General features: G+C 39.8%; 17 protein-coding genes. 3 read left to right on the plus strand and 14 right to left on the minus strand.

Annotated elements, in window-relative coordinates:
* Positions 1-64: 64 nt before the first annotated feature.
* The 9 genes from BW986_RS18715 to BW986_RS18755 form a co-directional block, all read right to left on the minus strand.
* Positions 65-487, minus strand: coding sequence for a nucleoside 2-deoxyribosyltransferase (locus tag BW986_RS18715; RefSeq protein WP_076369560.1), 423 nt, complete (start codon positions 485-487; stop codon positions 65-67).
* A gap of 263 nt (positions 488-750) precedes the next feature.
* Positions 751-1,071, minus strand: a complete 321-nt coding sequence (locus BW986_RS18720; RefSeq protein WP_076369562.1) for a type II toxin-antitoxin system HicB family antitoxin — start codon at positions 1,069-1,071, stop codon at positions 751-753.
* Positions 1,072-1,181: 110 nt separating this feature from the next.
* Positions 1,182-1,463 carry a DUF4190 domain-containing protein gene (locus tag BW986_RS18725; RefSeq protein WP_076369564.1) on the minus strand — a complete coding sequence of 94 codons (282 nt, stop codon included), beginning with the start codon at positions 1,461-1,463 and terminating at the stop codon, positions 1,182-1,184.
* A gap of 297 nt (positions 1,464-1,760) precedes the next feature.
* Positions 1,761-2,411 carry an amino acid ABC transporter permease gene (locus tag BW986_RS18730; RefSeq protein WP_076369566.1) on the minus strand — a complete coding sequence of 217 codons (651 nt, stop codon included), beginning with the start codon at positions 2,409-2,411 and terminating at the stop codon, positions 1,761-1,763.
* Between the two features lie 14 nt (positions 2,412-2,425).
* A complete protein-coding gene (locus tag BW986_RS18735; RefSeq protein WP_076369568.1) occupies positions 2,426-3,064 on the minus strand; it encodes an amino acid ABC transporter permease in 639 nt (212 codons plus the stop codon).
* Between the two features lie 107 nt (positions 3,065-3,171).
* Complete coding sequence (locus tag BW986_RS18740) at positions 3,172-3,999, minus strand: transporter substrate-binding domain-containing protein (protein ID WP_076369570.1); 828 nt, start codon at positions 3,997-3,999, stop codon at positions 3,172-3,174.
* Between the two features lie 22 nt (positions 4,000-4,021).
* A complete protein-coding gene (locus tag BW986_RS18745; RefSeq protein WP_076369572.1) occupies positions 4,022-4,750 on the minus strand; it encodes an amino acid ABC transporter ATP-binding protein in 729 nt (242 codons plus the stop codon).
* A 443-nt stretch (positions 4,751-5,193) separates the two neighbouring features.
* A complete protein-coding gene (locus tag BW986_RS18750) occupies positions 5,194-5,604 on the minus strand; it encodes a hypothetical protein (protein WP_076369574.1) in 411 nt (136 codons plus the stop codon).
* Between the two features lie 274 nt (positions 5,605-5,878).
* Positions 5,879-6,781, minus strand: coding sequence for an AEC family transporter (locus BW986_RS18755; protein ID WP_076369576.1), 903 nt, complete (start codon positions 6,779-6,781; stop codon positions 5,879-5,881).
* A gap of 226 nt (positions 6,782-7,007) precedes the next feature.
* Between BW986_RS18755 and BW986_RS18760 the strand changes: the two genes are divergently transcribed.
* The 3 genes from BW986_RS18760 to BW986_RS18770 all read left to right on the plus strand — a co-directional run bounded on the left by BW986_RS18760 (position 7,008) and on the right by BW986_RS18770 (position 10,489).
* Complete coding sequence (locus tag BW986_RS18760) at positions 7,008-7,493, plus strand: nucleoside deaminase (RefSeq protein WP_076369578.1); 486 nt, start codon at positions 7,008-7,010, stop codon at positions 7,491-7,493.
* A 32-nt stretch (positions 7,494-7,525) separates the two neighbouring features.
* Positions 7,526-9,283: an adenine deaminase gene (gene ade / locus BW986_RS18765; protein WP_076369580.1), complete on the plus strand. Its 1,758-nt coding sequence runs from the start codon at positions 7,526-7,528 to the stop codon at positions 9,281-9,283.
* A gap of 147 nt (positions 9,284-9,430) precedes the next feature.
* Complete coding sequence (locus tag BW986_RS18770) at positions 9,431-10,489, plus strand: lactonase family protein (protein WP_076369582.1); 1,059 nt, start codon at positions 9,431-9,433, stop codon at positions 10,487-10,489.
* Between the two features lie 61 nt (positions 10,490-10,550).
* Here BW986_RS18770 and BW986_RS18775 read toward each other — a convergent pair whose 3' ends face one another.
* From BW986_RS18775 to BW986_RS18795, 5 genes are all read right to left on the minus strand, one after another.
* Positions 10,551-11,348: an endonuclease I family protein gene (locus BW986_RS18775; protein ID WP_076369584.1), complete on the minus strand. Its 798-nt coding sequence runs from the start codon at positions 11,346-11,348 to the stop codon at positions 10,551-10,553.
* 92 nt (positions 11,349-11,440) lie between these two features.
* Positions 11,441-12,055, minus strand: a complete 615-nt coding sequence (locus BW986_RS18780) for an NUDIX hydrolase (RefSeq protein ID WP_076369586.1) — start codon at positions 12,053-12,055, stop codon at positions 11,441-11,443.
* Between the two features lie 505 nt (positions 12,056-12,560).
* A complete protein-coding gene (locus tag BW986_RS18785; RefSeq protein ID WP_076369588.1) occupies positions 12,561-13,901 on the minus strand; it encodes an aspartate aminotransferase family protein in 1,341 nt (446 codons plus the stop codon).
* A 70-nt stretch (positions 13,902-13,971) separates the two neighbouring features.
* On the minus strand, positions 13,972-15,429 hold the full coding sequence (locus BW986_RS18790) for a CoA-acylating methylmalonate-semialdehyde dehydrogenase (protein WP_076369590.1): 1,458 nt from the start codon (positions 15,427-15,429) through the stop codon (positions 13,972-13,974).
* 219 nt (positions 15,430-15,648) lie between these two features.
* Complete coding sequence (locus tag BW986_RS18795; RefSeq protein WP_076369592.1) at positions 15,649-16,197, minus strand: GNAT family N-acetyltransferase; 549 nt, start codon at positions 16,195-16,197, stop codon at positions 15,649-15,651.
* Between the last annotated feature and the right edge of the window lie 130 nt (positions 16,198-16,327).

Raw genomic sequence — 16,327 nt, forward strand, 5'->3', positions numbered from 1 at the left:
CATTAAACACTTCGTTCAAAAGAAATTTTATTAGAGGGTATCCTTTAAATTTTACATTTGTCATTCATTTTAGATGCAGTGAGTCTTTTTCAGATCCTTCCGGAGAAAGTGTATGTATCAATTTAACCAGCTTATAAAAGGTCCCGCTGCAGATTGTTACCTCGGGCAAATTATGAAATATTGATTTTTTATTAATATGATAATTGTCTTTCTCGGGTGAATACACAATAATTTTCTTATTTAAAGATAAGGCATATCCAAGCTCATATAGATTACCTTTTCCTGCTGTTAGGAAGATCAGCATGAAATCGGCTTCCTCTATCCCCTTTTTTTCAAATTCTCCAATCCCGTCCGCTATTTGGTTTTTCTCATCATCCGTAATCAAATTAAAGTCATTCACACAAGTAAACCCTTTTGAAGTCAATTTCTTGATCAATGATCTTACTTGCTTCAAATTTTTTTCGTCAGATGCTATATAATATTTCACAGATACACCTCCAAAATATATAACTATTGATACTTTTTACCTATGTTACCTATACTATACATATTCGTTATAAAGAACGCAATATCCTTTCCTCAAAAATAAAAAATAATTAAAGGATACAAGCAAAACAAAAAACCATCATTCCTTTTACAGGTAATGATGGTTTTTCAAATATGCAGAGGTATCATTCCGGGTTACAAAATGTTCATTGAATATAAAGAAAAACAAAATAAAAACCTTGTCCCCTAATCGGCAAGGTTTTCTTATTTTTCATATGTGATATTTTCTATTTCAATCCTGAAGGGTGCAGCCTCACAAATATTAATTCCCCTATCCAGATTCACCTTTTCCATTTCACTTGCATCCGGGATTGTTTTTTTATCGTGAATAAAATGTTCGACCATGGCTTCCAACAGCTCTTGAGCACAAGCTAAGGCATCTACCCGATTCCTACCGCTAACAGAAGAAATAATTCCTTCTCGCCTAAAATCCGGGAAACAAACTTGAACGGAAAAAGAATCGATAATCAACGGGTGCTTTTCATAATAGAATACGGCTGGATACTCAAAGATTTGAATGGTCAAATTATCATCCCTTTATATAATATTTAGGCTTTTATATTAATTATAACATGAATTTCCATTTTTTATAGGTTTAATTTACTTTTCTTTGTTTGTCAAGTTAATAATTACATTCAATAGGTTGTTATGTCCGTACTTACTGCGAAATAAAAAAACACCAGGAAGATCAGGATCACGAGAACATTCAAGATTATTCCAATAATGCTGCACACTTTTCCAGCTGTCACTAATCCATTTCCAGATTCACCAGTAAGCTTAATTTCTTTTTTACTCTTCGATGCAAATATTAAACCTAAAATACCTAATATGATGCCTATGAATGGAATTAACAGGGATAATACCCCCATGATCAATGCAACAATCGCTTTGCTATTGCTTTGTTTGATTTCCGACATATAATCCACCTTCTTTCTTCCATTATATATACGGTCAGTAAAAGGAAAAGATTCGTTTTTTTGTTCTTATACTTCTCTAATATTCCGATGATTTCAGAAATCCACTCCCTTCTCGCCGCAAGCAATTAGCGGTGTCTCAGCTAGCCGGTTATTCGGCAGTTGGGTCGCAAATTCTTCAAGCTAGTAAGGTTTTCATCCCTAATAAAAACAGTAAAATACATGAGGATATCCAAGTTTTCTTTCCGAACCTCCTTTTTGTAGACAAGTAGAAAACGACTCATTTCTGAGTCGTTTTTTTTAGGTTCGTTTCAATTCAAGTCTCTGGGCGATCAAAGAAAGACAATAGTTAACAATGAAATACATAAGAGCCACCAGGACCAAAATAGGTATTAAGAACTTTTGACTTTGTCCATATATGATTTGACCATGATGAGTCAGCTCCGGTAAAGAGATGACAACAGCTAAAGAGGTATCCTTTAATAATGAAATGAATTGGCTGACAATAGGAGGAACCATGCGGCGCAGCGCTTGGGGCAGAATAATATGTATCAATGCCTGTGTATAGCTCAAGCCTGATGAACGGGCAGCTTCCATTTGGCCTTTATCAATCGATTTAAGCCCACTTCGAATGACTTCAGAAAGCATGGCAGACTCGAAAATTGTCAAGGCAACAATCGCTGCTGGAATGATTTCCAGTTTAATTCTCACCTCTGGCAAAGCAAAATACGTAAAAAATATTATTAATAACAGCGGTAAATTACGTACCGTTTCTACAATCAGAGCTAATATTTGTGATAACACCGGCACCTTTGCGTAACGGATTATACCTACAAGCCCGCCAATAATGAAACTTAGAATAATGGATATAAAAGCTACCTGGAGCGTTACCCAAAATCCTTCTAATAAAAACTTTAGATTATCTGGTGTATAGGCACCTGCAAAATCCATATCATACACCTCCCTCAATTACTCTTAGCCAGACGTTTTTCCAAATAACCAACGCCAAAACTTAAAGGAATGGTAAGTATTAAGTAAAACGCTGCAACGAAAATGTACACATCAAACACGACAAATGTCCTTGAAGAAATCAAATCCCCGTGGTACATAAGATCAAGTCCTGCAACAACGGCTAAAATGGAAGAATTCTTAACTAGATTGATAAATTGGTTCCCTAAAGGAGGTATGACTATTTTAACGGCCTGTGGCAATATGACGAGCCTCATCGCCTGCCCATATGTCAGACCTGATGAACGGGCAGCTTCCATTTGACCCTTTGGCACGGAAAGTATGCCCGCTCGAATTGCCTCAGCTATGAAAGATGAAGTGTAAATGGTCAAGGCCAATGTCCCTGCGTATAGACCGCTTAGTTTAAGACCGAGAAAGAAGAAAAAGGTAATGATCAATAACGGTATATTCCGAATGAACTCGACATAGGCGGTACCCAGCCAGTTTAGTGGCTTTATCGGCGCAATCCGCATGATAGCAATAAGCACACCAAGAATCAAACTCGCCACCAACGCGATCAAACTCGACATGATCGTATTTCTAAAGCCTAATAAATACATATCCAGGTTCTCTGTTAAAATGGAGAAATCAAGCACGGCGTACACTCCTTTAACTAGTAAGGATGAGCAAAACGCTCATCCTCACAGACAAATGTTCAAATGTTATTTAAGGTCAGCTTCCCTTATACATTTGCTTAAAATGTTTAATGTTTAATCCATTTATCATGGATCTCATCGTACTTGCCTGAATCTTTAAGTGACTTAAGGGCTTTATTCAACTCGTCAACAAAGTCAGTATTTCCTTTTTTCACGGCAATTCCATAAGGCTCTTCCGTAAATGTACCGCCAACAAGTTCATAACTTGGATCTTCATCCGCCATTCCATAAAGGATGGAATCATCCGTGGTCAAGGCATCCCCTTGTCCGGATTTAAGTGCAGCGAACGCTTCGGAATAGTTTTCAAATTCAAGCACTTGTGCTTCAGGAGCCTTTTCACGAATATTTATGGAAGAGGTAGAGCCCTTGACGGCCAATACCTTTTTCCCTTTTAAGCTATCAATTCCCTTAATATCGCTGCCCTTTTTGACTAACAAAGATTGTCCGGCATCGAAGTAAACATCAGTGAAGTCAACTTCTTTTTTACGATCTTCCGTGATCGTCATGGTCGCTACAATCGCATCGATATCACCATTATTCAATAATGCCATCCTTGTCTTAGAAGTCACTTCTTTGAATTCAACTTTATTCTCATCACCAAGGATTTCTGCTGCAAGAGCTTTGGCAATATCAATATCAAAGCCTTCTACTTCTCCAGTACTAGGATTTTTCAGTCCGAATAGCCTTGTATCATTTTTCACCCCAAAAACGATCTTATCCTTTTCCTTCACTTGTGCGAGAACATCTTTTTCTTTGTCTTTACCTCCGCCCTCTTCAGCTTTGTCTGAATCATTCCCCCCGCCGCATCCAGCTAATAAGATGACAGCCAGTAATGATAGCAAAGATAATTTTAACCATTTCTTTTTCTTCAACATGCAATTCACCCCTGTTTTTTATTTAATGATTTAATATACGGCTAAGGAATAAACGAGCCCTCTCTTCACGAGGATTGGCGTAAAACTCAGCCGGTGATGCCTCTTCCAAGACCCTGCCTTCGTCCATGAATACGATTCGATCCGCTACTTCACGGGCAAATCCCATTTCGTGCGTAACCACCACCATCGTCATTCCTTCATGGGCAAGGGCTTTCATCACATCCAGTACCTCGCCGATCATTTCTGGATCCAAGGCTGAGGTAGGTTCATCGAATAGCATGATTTCGGGCCCCATTGCCAAACCTCTGGCAATCGCTACCCGTTGTTGCTGTCCACCTGAAAGCTGGGAAGGAAATGAATTCGCTTTATCTCCAATCCCCACTTTGTCCAAATACTTTAGTGCAATCTTTTTCGCTTCCTCTTCGGATTGGCCTAAGACCTTCCTGGGGGCAAGCATGATATTCTCGAGCACGGTTTTATGAGGATACAAGTGAAAATGCTGGAAAACCATACCGATGTTCCGACGGAGTTTGTTTATGTCCGTTTTTTTATCCGCTACATTTGAACCATTTATGGAAAGGGAACCTTCCGAAATGGTCTCTAGACGATTAATGCATCGAAGCAGTGTACTTTTCCCTGATCCGGACGGTCCGATGACCACTACCACTTCCCCCTTCTTGATTGTAAGATTAATTTCTTTCAATACATGGAAATCGCCATAAAACTTATTCACTCGGTCAAAAACTATCATAATTAGCCCCCTGCCCATAATCATTCTTCCAAAACTGAAAATTTATAATAATCAGAATTATAAAAGCGTAATATAGCATACTCCTAACTCGAATCAAATTTTATGTATTATCCTTTCTTCCACTATTATTTCCCAATATTTCGAGAGTGATAGTAAAACGACCATTTTTATTGTTATTTTAAACTAGTAATTTAAATAATATATTCAATATTCACACTTTTTATTATATAAAATCTTTCTTAAAATTACCATATAAACTTTAATTTGTTAAAAATGATATCATATTCCATGATATTATTGCTATATTTCATAAAACTGAACAAGTAATAACTGTTTCCTCCCAACCCATTCCCTCTTTTTGTAAAAAATCATTTATTTCCCGTAAGCACAACGAGCTTTTGTAAATCAGCACGAAAAAAAGACAGCAATTGCTGTCTTTTTCATCATTCCTTTATCGCATCTTCAAATGGCGCTGAATATAAACCTCTTGGCGCCAGCATATCCGTATCCGATTCACGGATTTCCCCACCGTGAGTATATGGACCTGCTGGAAAATAATCAAACATTTCACTTTCCTTATGTATGATCAAGAAATAATCGAATAAATCATCCATAAGTTCCTGATGTTCATCTATTTTCATGATTTCGCCACATTCATCAATTTCAAAGTTTTCATTAATCGCATCTTGAAGTTCCTCGTTATTAGAATACGCGATATAAAAATCTACATCCCCGCACTCCATGCATAGCAAGAGCTTTTCTTCTAGTGCTTCTTCATAGGTTTTCAGAACGATTTCCTTTAAAATGGCATCAATCTTCCCAGTATTAATCAGTTTAATTTTAGTCTGGAACACAAAACCCCTCCAATCAAATACAGCATTTAAAAAAGTAAACGACAGTTAAACGAGCTCACCCTTTAATATAAATGAATTATTAAAGATCTTTTCCCAATCAACATATAAATCCAAGTCCCTAAGTTCGTTTACTATCCGCTATGGGAACCTAGCCCAAATTTTGATCATCAAGGGCAATACATGCAATCTGTCCGGATCCCGTTTTTTAATCAGCTAGGAATCCTCTGCTTCGTGCATATAATAAGTTTGCCCATATAATTAGAATCATAATCTTCTATAATACAAAGAAAAAGATGATCGGAAGCGTAATCAGGCTTAATGATGTACTTATGAAAGTAGCACTTGATACGAATTCAGGCTCCGTATTGAATTGGAGCGCATACATCGTAGTGTTGGCCGCCGTTGGCATAGCAGCTACGATGATCATGATATGCCTGACCATGTCACCAACTGGTAAGGCAAGTGATAACAGGAAGGCAATGGCTGGTGAAACGGCAAGTTTAAGTAGCAGCGAAACTGATAGCTTTCGATAGGCAATCTTCTTCAGGGAAATGTTGGCCAGCTGCATTCCCAGTGTAATCATGATTGTTGGGATTGCTGCATTTGCAACAAGGTTAATAGCTTCCATAACCGAATTGCTTAAAGGTATGTTCACGAACTGAAATACTGTACCCGCAATGGCTCCATAAACAATTGGCATCCGACATACTGCTTTAATCGCTGTTTGGACTCCGTTACCTTCCGGGCTGCCCTTTGCTGCGAAATAAATGCCTATCGTGCACATCACTAACTGCTGTCCTACCATAAGGATGATTGCATAATCGAGTCCTGCGGCTCCGAATAACAGGAAAATGACGGGTGTTCCGTAATTCCCGTTATTCATGAAAGCCGATGCCAATATCATGCCGCTTGTTTCAGTGACTGTATAATTGCGGAAAAAAGATATGATGTAGACTACCAGAATGAGAGATAGACAGAGTACTATCGTGAATAAGAATAGATAAAAATAATTAATCGTAAATTCTGCGGAATAAAAAGTTCGAAATACAAGAAAAGGTGACATTAAATATAATGCCATCGTGGAAATCGATTTTGTATCAAGCTTAAACTTTTTCTGACCGATGAAACCTAAAACAAATATACCGAATATCGGTAAAAGAACTCCCAAAAACCCCATGCATATCACCTTCATAATTCTAATGATTTTCTTCTAACAATATCAGTTTTATAATTATTTGTAAAAATTCTTTTAAACCACTTTTGATTGCACGTCATATATTCTAACGAAAAATGAATTTTCTCTATTTCCAGAAAACAATACTCCATTTCCCAATGCATATGGTATATTGTGTATTATATTTACGTTAATAAACGTAACATTAACACTTTTTGGTTATTAATATATGAAGGGGTGTTTTTTAGTGGATGTAAAATTCATGGAGATGGCTGTTCGGCTTGCATATGAAAATGTTGTGGCAAAGAACGGGGGACCTTTTGGTGCTATAATCGTTAAAGATGGCAAAGTCGTAGGCAGAGGATGTAATAATGTAACAACGGCCAACGATCCTACAGCACACGCCGAAGTGCAGGCGATTCGTGATGCATGCAGGAATCTCGACAGCTTCCAGCTTACAGATTGTGAAATTTACACTAGCTGCGAACCTTGCCCCATGTGCATCGGTGCTATTTATTGGGCACGTCCAAAAGCCATTTATTACGCATGTACTAAAGAAGATGCTGCATTTATTGGCTTTGATGATCACTTTATATACCAGGAACTTGCCCTGCCAATGGAAAAACGCACGATAAAAATGGAACAACTGACTTTTAATGACCACGAATTACCATTCCGAACATGGGAAACCATTACTGAAAAAGTGAAATATTAACCGGTTATATTTTTGCCAAAGGGGTTACGCATATGAAAAAAAACTTGCTTAAAAGGAGAATAGACGTTGCAGCTGGGAGAACACCTGCGGATTGCGTCATTAAGAACGGGCAAATCATTGATGTTTTCAATGGTGATATCTATACAGGCGACATTGCTATCGTCGATGGTTTTTTTGCTGGAATCGGGTGTTATGAGGGTATTTCAGAAATCGATGCAGCAGGAAAATTCGTATGCCCTGCATTCATTGATGGCCATGTCCATATTGAATCTTCGATGGTAAGGCCATCGGAACTCGCTAAAATCCTCCTTTTACATGGTGTGACCAGCATCATTGCAGACCCACATGAAATTGCCAATGTTTCTGGCAAAATGGGCATGAAATATATGATTGATCAATCCGATCAACTTCCTTTTGACTTTTACTTCATGATGCCTTCTTGTGTACCTGCTACGGAGTTTGAACATTCTGGTGCTGTCTTGAAAAGTGAAGATTTAATTCCGTTTTATCAAAACCCGAGAGTGCTCGGTTTAGCCGAAGTCATGAATTTCCCAGCCGTTTCACATACGGAGGAAGATATGCTGCAAAAAATATACGATGCTAATAGACTAGGCAAAAGCATCGATGGCCATGCGGCAGGATTATCCGAACAACAGCTCGATGTTTATATGTGCGCAGGCATTAAAACGGATCATGAATGCACTACAGCGGAAGAAGCAAAAGAAAGACTGCGTAAAGGAATGTATCTTATGATCAGGGAAGGCACTGTTGCCAAAGACTTAAAAAACCTGATTCCAGTAATTAATGAGAAGAACTCCCGCCGTTGTCTATTCGTCACCGATGACCGGCACCTTGACGATATTGTATCTGAGGGTAGTATCGATCACAACGTTCGACTTTCCATAAAAACAGGTGTCCCGCCAATTACCGCCATTCAAATGGCGACCATTAATGCAGCAGAATGTTTTGGTTTAAAGGAAACTGGTGCCATAGCACCTGGATACAAGGCAGACTTCCTTATATTGGATGAACTTGATTCAGTCATCATCCACTCGGTCTTTAAAGAGGGAAAGCTTATCGTTCAAAATAATCGTTTACTTAACTTTCCACCTGAAAAGGAACAGGTCATTGACGACGGGTTGAAGCACTCCGTTCAATTTCATGAAATTACGGAAGGTGATTTGGCGATACATTTTAAAAATAAGTTCGCAAATATTATTGAGATAACTCCAAACAGCTTGATTACAAAGCATTCGATTGAACCGGTTACACTTAATCAGGATGGGCTATTCCGGTTCTCCGAACATGTTGATCATATAAAACTAGCTGTAATTGAACGGCATCACATGACCAAACAAGTAGGACTAGGAATCGTCAAAGGGCTCGGCTTGAATTCAGGCGCAATTGCCACGACAGTAGCCCATGATTCACATAATTTGATCATTGCCGGGACTAATGATCTAGATATGCTTATGGCAGCAAACGAAATCAAAAAAATGCAGGGTGGATTGGCCGTAATCCAAAATGGGGAAATACTCGCTTCCCTTCCCCTTCCGATAGCTGGATTGATGAGCGAGTGGAATTATATGGATGTAGTCCGTTCATTGAAAAAAATCGATGGAGCCCTATTGAAACTGGGTGCAAACAGGCATTTCAACCCTTTCCTTACACTTGCATTCTTGGCGTTACCTGTCATCCCTGAAATTAAACTGACGGATCAGGGTTTATTTTCAGTTTCTGAGTTTAGGCATATTCCTATCGAAGCATCAAAGCCAGTCGATAAACTTTGACCCCCTAGTCGGGGGTTTTTTTCTACTCACCCCAGTAATTTCTATATGAATCAGGTTCCAACTCGACTTAAACCGGGAAAAGGATATAATGGGTATCATCTATGATAAAATAAAATTAAACACAAATCTTTCTTGGAGGAGATAAATATGGCAAAACATGATCATCAAACCCTAATTGGATACATAGGCACTTACACGAAAGGAAACAGCAAAGGTATTTACCGCTTCACTTTAGATACAGCAGAAGAAAAACTCAGTACACCGGTTCTTGCAGCAGAATTAACCGATCCGACTTATGTCGCCATCAGCCAGGACAAAAAGAATCTCTACGCCATTTTGAAAGAAGCGGGCAGCGGTGGAGTTTCAGCCTATGCGATCAATGAAGAATCAGGTGAGCTTACCTTATTGGGCAAACAACTGACACCAAATGGCTCTTCCTGCCATATAAGTGTCGACAGCAAGAAACAGGTCTTGGTCACTTCCAGTTATGGAGAAGGCGTGATTGAAACTTATCCGCTTCATGACGATGCGACCCCTTTGCCCGTATCATCCACTGTTCAGCATGAGGGTCAAGGACCGAACGAAGAACGTCAGGAAAAAGCCCACACTCACTTCGCCGGGTTCACACCGGATGAAAGGTTCATTGCTGTAGTAGACCTCGGAATGGATAAAGTAATAACCTATAAAATAGATAATGGGGTTTTGGAAGAAGTAAACAGCTTATCTGTTGCCCCCGGCAGCGGACCACGGCACTTGACCTTCCACCCAAACGGAAAATTTGCTTATGTTATGGCAGAACTTGTACCAGAAGTCATTGTTTTGAGCTTCGATAGTCAAACAGGAAGCTTTTCTGAATTACAAACGGTTCGATCCGTCCCGGAAGATTTCAAGGAAAATAACCAAGGAAGCGCCATTCATATTTCTGATGACGGGCAATTCATATATGCTGCAAACCGCGGACATGATAGTATTGCCGTATATCAAATCAATCAAGAAACAGGCAAACTGGCATTCGTGGAACTGGTTTCTACTGAAGGACATTGGCCACGTGATTTTTCATTGGATCCTAGCGGAAAATTCCTGATCGCTTCTAATGAACAATCAGGGAACCTGACCCTATATGCCCGAAATGGACATGACGGAAAGTTAACATTACTGCAAAAAGATGTTCAAGTACCCTTCCCTGTTTGCGTAAAATTCTTATAATCGATAATAAAAAAGGATTGAAGCTTGTATCACAGCTTCAATCCTTTTTTATTATCCTTCTTTAATTCCATTTCTCCGCCATTTCGGGAAAATCTATATATGGATTACGATTACCCTGCATTTCATGTATAGCCTGGTTTCTATGTTTTTCATAAGTGCTGACCGGAAAAAGCCGATGCCATTCCAAAAGCAGCTCCAGGTCAATATTGCCGCAATCGATGATTCCCTCATATCTGAGTAAAAAGTATAGAGTAGCCCTCGCCACGATGCCTTTTCCGTATTCAGGTTCGAATTTATCCTCCTCTGATTTCCCGCAACCCGCTTTTATACCGGCAGCTGATTTTTCAGGGATATAATCCTTAAAATCATGGTATGGATAGTTACTCCGGCTACTGTTACATGTTGGTTCACAGGCGAACAGATGATGTAAATCCCCCCTCATCGGTTCTTTTTTATCGAACCATGATTGAGGTACGACATGCTCACAATTAACGAGAATGTCCTCCGTATTTGTTGATTCAATACCTCTTGACACCACTTCCAGTATACGGATATCTTCCTCAATTACTCGTACAGGGTCCATCCCTTTACCTGAATACAGGCTTTTCAACTGGCCATTTTCCTGTAAATCCACCCAAGGGTAAACATGACGATGTGGTGAGTAGTTCAGCTGGTTTTTATGGGTTGCCACAAGTAGGTCCTTCAATCCTTCCCGGTCCAATGGACCATCTTTATAGTATGCCAGCTTAAGTTCCTGATCCTTGGTTTCATCATAGTATTCGCGGTTTTCATTGAAGTTCACAAGTGCAGCCATTGCCATTTCCCGTTCTTTTTCAAGTACTTCAAAACTATATTTCATCCACTCATCCCCCCGCTTCTATTAAAACCTATCTTTTCCATAATTTAAGTTTAATAGAAATCATTTGAGAAAAAAAGGTGCTTTAGAAGGGTCTAACGAAGAATTTCAATAAAATGGGTAAGGATTTTCGCCGTCATTCCCCAGATTACCCGTTCATTATATATGTAAAAATATTCTTCCATCTGTTTTGGCTGCCATTTATAATTCTCCCCGCCAACTACTAAATCATGAGGGAAGTTGTCATGCGGTTCCACCTTATATTTGACATGATAAATCTCTGGCGGTTTTTCCATGAAAAAGGATAGTGGGACCGTAAAAACGGTTTCTACCTCAGCTGGATTAGGTATTATCCGTTGATGGTTACGAACAAATCCTGCATATGGATAGACAATCATCCCAAATGGAGATACCAAATAATCGATCGGAAAGACATTTTCGATATCTTCTTTTCTCAAATTAAGTTCCTCATATGTTTCCCTTAGGGCAGCCGCCTGTTCATCATGGTCCAGCTTGTCTATTTTCCCGCCCGGAAAACATATATCCCCCGGCTGCCTTCTCAGTTTGTGTGAACGCTCTTCGAAAAGAACATGAATTCCATCTTCTTTCTCTATAAGCGGTACCAATACAGCATACTTTGAAAAATTCCCACTCCCTAAAATTTCAGGGATATGTAATGTCAGTTTTTTTGTTATATCTTCATTATTCATGTCCCTCACCTCTTCTGCCTGATAGTATTGATTTTCTGCCACTCCTTATCATTCCATTTTCGAACATCCGCTATAACTAAGCAAGGAAAACGATTCCAAAATGTCCCCTAAGTTCGCAATATAATTCTTTTCCGCTTATTCTTCCTAAATCATTGCCAAAAGCACCGTTCAAATTTCTGAACGGTGCTAAAATTAAATGCAGCAGTCTCGTTTAAAAAGCAAAGTATCGATGCGATCTTTCTTAAATAAAGGCTGTTTTCGCATACTTTGTTGCTATTTACCAAGTAAAGCGGTGTGGTTGATTTCCCCTCCAGATGCTCGCTTTCCCCGGGCGGGCGGTGCTCCCGCAGGAGTCTCGCACTTGCACTTCAATCAACCTTAAATCGTTTTGTGTTAAAAACAACAATCTTTACGAAAAGAGCCTAAATAAAAAAAAGGTATCAACAAGTACATACAGAAACTTGAACAAATGCTGAATTTTCAGTTTTTTGCCATCACCTTATTTTCATAGTTCAGCTAGCGTTCGTTTTACAGTCGTTATGATGAATGAAAAATCCTCTTCAGTTATACTAAGTGGGGGAGAAAGGGTCAGGACATTATTGTAACCTGCTACTGTATCACCATTTTTACCTATGATCAGACCCTTTTCTTTACATGATGCAATTACTTTATTGATTTTGGAAAGTTCAATCGGTTGCTTTGTCAGTTTATCTTCCACTAGCTCAATGCCTACCAACAAACCTTTCCCACGTACATCCCCAACATTGGGATGAGATTTGATTTCTTCAAACTCTTGCAGAAAGCGTAGACCTAACTCCTTAGACCGTTCTATAAGTTTTTCATTTTCATATATTTCAATATTCTTCAAAGCAAGAGCACAGGCAGCCGGATTGCCGCCAAATGTATTGACATGTCGAAAGCGGTCATAAACGTCCGAGCCAATATACGCTTCATAAATTTCACGTTTGACTGCCGTAGCGGATAATGGCAGGTAAGCGCTTGTGATTCCTTTAGCCATTGTTACAATGTCTGGTTTTACATCATAGTTCATAAATCCGAACTTCTTACCAGTACGTCCAAACCCGCAAATGACCTCATCCGAAATGAGAAGGACACCATTTTTCTCACAAATTTCCTTGACACGTTTCATATATCCATCAGGCGGCATCAAAATTCCGCCCCCAGTGATGATTGGTTCCATGATGACCGCAGCCACCGTTTCGCTCAACTCCCATGTAATGGTCCGTTCAATTTCCGCTGCACTTTTTTCACCGCTTTCATCCTCTGGATTTCGGTAGGAATCTGGCGGTGATACATGAAGAAATCCTGGGGCGAGTGGTTCATATTTATATTTTCGCTGTGCCTGCCCGGTGGCTGATAGGGCGCCCATTGAATTACCATGATAGCCACGATAACGGGAAATGAATTTATAACGTCCATGTTCACCTTTTTGCTGATGATACTGCCGAGCAATTTTAAAAGCAGTCTCATTCGCTTCTGAACCGCTGTTAGAGAAGAAAATCACATAATCCCCACCAAGCCATTCATTTAATTTCTCTGCTAGCTTAATGGCCGGGACGTGGCTATTCGTTAAAGGGGCATAAGGAAGTTCCTTCAGCTGTTCGTAAGCCGCTTCAGCCAGTTCCGTGCGGCCATACCCAACGTTTACACACCATAAACCTGACATCCCATCCAGGAAACGATTCCCATCAACATCCGTTATCCATGCTCCTTGCCCGTTTTTGATCACCATTGCTCCAGGGCTGGATTCAGCCCCTTTCATATGATGCCATACATATTTACCATCCATCGCTTTAAGATCCTGACCTTGTTTTTCAACTTGCATAGTTACACTCCTCCTAAAATAATTTATAAATGAAGGCCGACCACAATTTGTGTCGACCCCTACTTTCCTATCAGTATCTTGCTGTTAACATTTTCTTTCTAGTGTAAAATTCAACGCCATCTTTCCCATTGGCATGAAGGTCTCCATAAAATGAACTTTTATAGCCGGAAAATGGAAAGAATGCCATTGGCGCGGGTACCCCAAGGTTAATACCAAGCATCCCTGCATCAATTTCTTCGCGAAATTCCCGGATGGCTTTTGCACTATCCGTATAGAGGCAGGCACCATTGGCAAATTCGGATTGATTGGTCAATTCGATTGCTTCTTCAAGGGTATTAACCCGTACTATGGATAAGACAGGGGCAAAAATTTCATCCTTCCATATTTTCATATTTGTTTTCACATGATCAAATAAAGTCGGTCCAACGTAATAGCCATTTTCCTGATCGCCTTCATTCCTGCCATCACGAAGGAGGACAGCTCCTTCTTTTTCCCCGATTTCAATATATTGTTCAGTTCTCTTTTTATGAGTATCACGGATCACTGGTCCCAGGAAAACGTCCTTATCCATTCCATTTCCAATCTTGATATTATCCGCTGCAGCCTTTAATCTCTCAACGAGTGAATCTCCAACTTCTCCCACCGCTACAACCACTGACGCAGCCATGCAGCGCTCGCCTGCAGATCCGAAAGCGGCATTCGTTATGTTCGTTACCGCATTATCCAAGTCTGCATCAGGCATGACGATAGAATGATTTTTCGCACCTGATAAAGCCTGGACACGTTTTTTATTTGCAGCTGCCGTTTTGTATACATACTCTGCGACAGGCTGGGATCCCACAAATGATACCGCTTTAATGTCTTCATGTTCCAAAATCCCATTCACGACATCGTGGGCACCATGGACGATATTGACAACACCATCCGGAACACCGGCTTCTGTCAATAACTCCACAAGACGGTTGGCTAAGAGCGGTGTCCGTTCTGAAGGTTTTAAGATAAACGTATTTCCACAAGCAATTGCCAGCGGGAACATCCAACATGGTACCATCATCGGAAAATTAAATGGCGTAATCCCGGCAACGACACCCATTGGATAACGATACATGCCAGATTCAATGCCTGGTGAAATATCCGGTAGCTGACTGCCCATCATCAAGGTAGGCGCACCTGCTGCGAACTCCACGCATTCAATCCCACGCTGAACCTCACCATATGCTTCTGTATAACTTTTTCCGTTTTCGATAGTGACCAGTTTTGCAAGCTCCTCCCAATGTTCTATCAATAATTGCTGGTAACGGAATAAGAAGCGGGCTCTTTTTGGAACGGCCACCTTTTTCCATTCTTTATAAGCCTCTTTAGCTACCTGCACCGCCTGGTTTACATCTTCCTTTGTTGAAAGGGGTACGTTTGCCAATGCTTCCCCAGTTGCCGGATTAGGCACTTGTTCATGTTTCGAAGTTGTGGAATCCACCCATTTGCCACCGATATAATTTTTCAACGTTTCTACATCATTGATAACTGCCATTAAATAAACCCTCCATTTCAACACGATTTAATAGTTTCATTATATTTTTCGAATCGACTTTTTACATTAGACGTTTTGTATAGTTTTTGATTCAATATTTGCACATATTGTTTGTTTTTGATTTTCCATATTCATATAATCTTGAACAGAAATTCAGGCTTTCAAAACCGATGATTATTTTCTGATTACTTTAACTTTAATCCGCAAACTTCACAGTCATCATTTTATAATGGAATATAGCTTTATGTCTTGATGCTTTCCCTTAACAAACATTCCTTTTCTTATGATTCCCTCAAAAGACATACCAGCCTTTTGCATGACTCGCTCTGAACCCAAATTTTCAACGAAACACCGTGCTTGTATTCGAACTAGGTTCATATTTTCGAAGCCAAAGGCGATTATCTTTTGGGTTGCCTCCGTCATTAAGCCACTCCCCCAATATTCGGGAGCAAGCACATACCCGATTTCTGCACTACGATGATCAACCTGCCATGAAACAAAATCAATAGTACCAATCAACTTACCACTTTCCTTGTGTTCTATGCCCCATGGAGCAATTTTCTTATCCTCATAATTTTGTAGGATATATCGGATAAAATCTTTTGTATCACTTAGGGAACGATGAGCATCCCATGTCACGAAACGGGAAACTTCACTATTGGATGCATAAGCGTACATGTCTGCGGCATCATTCATGGTGACTTTCCTCATAACCAAGCGTTTTGATTCCATAGTAGGCAGCTGTCCATATATATCTTTCACGTTCATGAAAACACCCCGTTCCATTGATTAATAGTATTATAGCAAGATTGTTAAGCAATCGCTTTCCCGATTGAAATATTATCGAAACTTACTAAAAATTCAGAAAAGATGATCCAGGAGGAGATAACTCATGATA

The sequence above is a fragment of the Peribacillus simplex genome, from assembly GCF_900156045.1.
GTDB lineage: Bacteria > Bacillota > Bacilli > Bacillales > DSM-1321 > Peribacillus > Peribacillus simplex_D.

What these genes read in the sequence shown, in the direction of transcription:
- BW986_RS18725 (WP_076369564.1), bottom strand. Translation starts at nt 1,463, where the DNA reads ATGTCGGAAATCAAACAAAGCAATAGCAAAGCGATTGTTGCATTGATC.
- BW986_RS18730 (WP_076369566.1), bottom strand. Translation starts at nt 2,411, where the DNA reads ATGGATTTTGCAGGTGCCTATACACCAGATAATCTAAAGTTTTTATTA.
- BW986_RS18740 (WP_076369570.1), bottom strand. Translation starts at nt 3,999, where the DNA reads ATGTTGAAGAAAAAGAAATGGTTAAAATTATCTTTGCTATCATTACTG.
- BW986_RS18745 (WP_076369572.1), bottom strand. Translation starts at nt 4,750, where the DNA reads ATGATAGTTTTTGACCGAGTGAATAAGTTTTATGGCGATTTCCATGTA.
- BW986_RS18755 (WP_076369576.1), bottom strand. Translation starts at nt 6,781, where the DNA reads ATGGGGTTTTTGGGAGTTCTTTTACCGATATTCGGTATATTTGTTTTA.
- BW986_RS18760 (WP_076369578.1), top strand. Translation starts at nt 7,008, where the DNA reads ATGAAGGGGTGTTTTTTAGTGGATGTAAAATTCATGGAGATGGCTGTT.
- ade (WP_076369580.1), top strand. Translation starts at nt 7,526, where the DNA reads ATGAAAAAAAACTTGCTTAAAAGGAGAATAGACGTTGCAGCTGGGAGA.
- BW986_RS18770 (WP_076369582.1), top strand. Translation starts at nt 9,431, where the DNA reads ATGGCAAAACATGATCATCAAACCCTAATTGGATACATAGGCACTTAC.
- BW986_RS18775 (WP_076369584.1), bottom strand. Translation starts at nt 11,348, where the DNA reads ATGAAATATAGTTTTGAAGTACTTGAAAAAGAACGGGAAATGGCAATG.
- BW986_RS18780 (WP_076369586.1), bottom strand. Translation starts at nt 12,055, where the DNA reads ATGAATAATGAAGATATAACAAAAAAACTGACATTACATATCCCTGAA.
- BW986_RS18785 (WP_076369588.1), bottom strand. Translation starts at nt 13,901, where the DNA reads ATGCAAGTTGAAAAACAAGGTCAGGATCTTAAAGCGATGGATGGTAAA.
- BW986_RS18790 (WP_076369590.1), bottom strand. Translation starts at nt 15,429, where the DNA reads ATGGCAGTTATCAATGATGTAGAAACGTTGAAAAATTATATCGGTGGC.
- BW986_RS18795 (WP_076369592.1), bottom strand. Translation starts at nt 16,197, where the DNA reads ATGAACGTGAAAGATATATATGGACAGCTGCCTACTATGGAATCAAAA.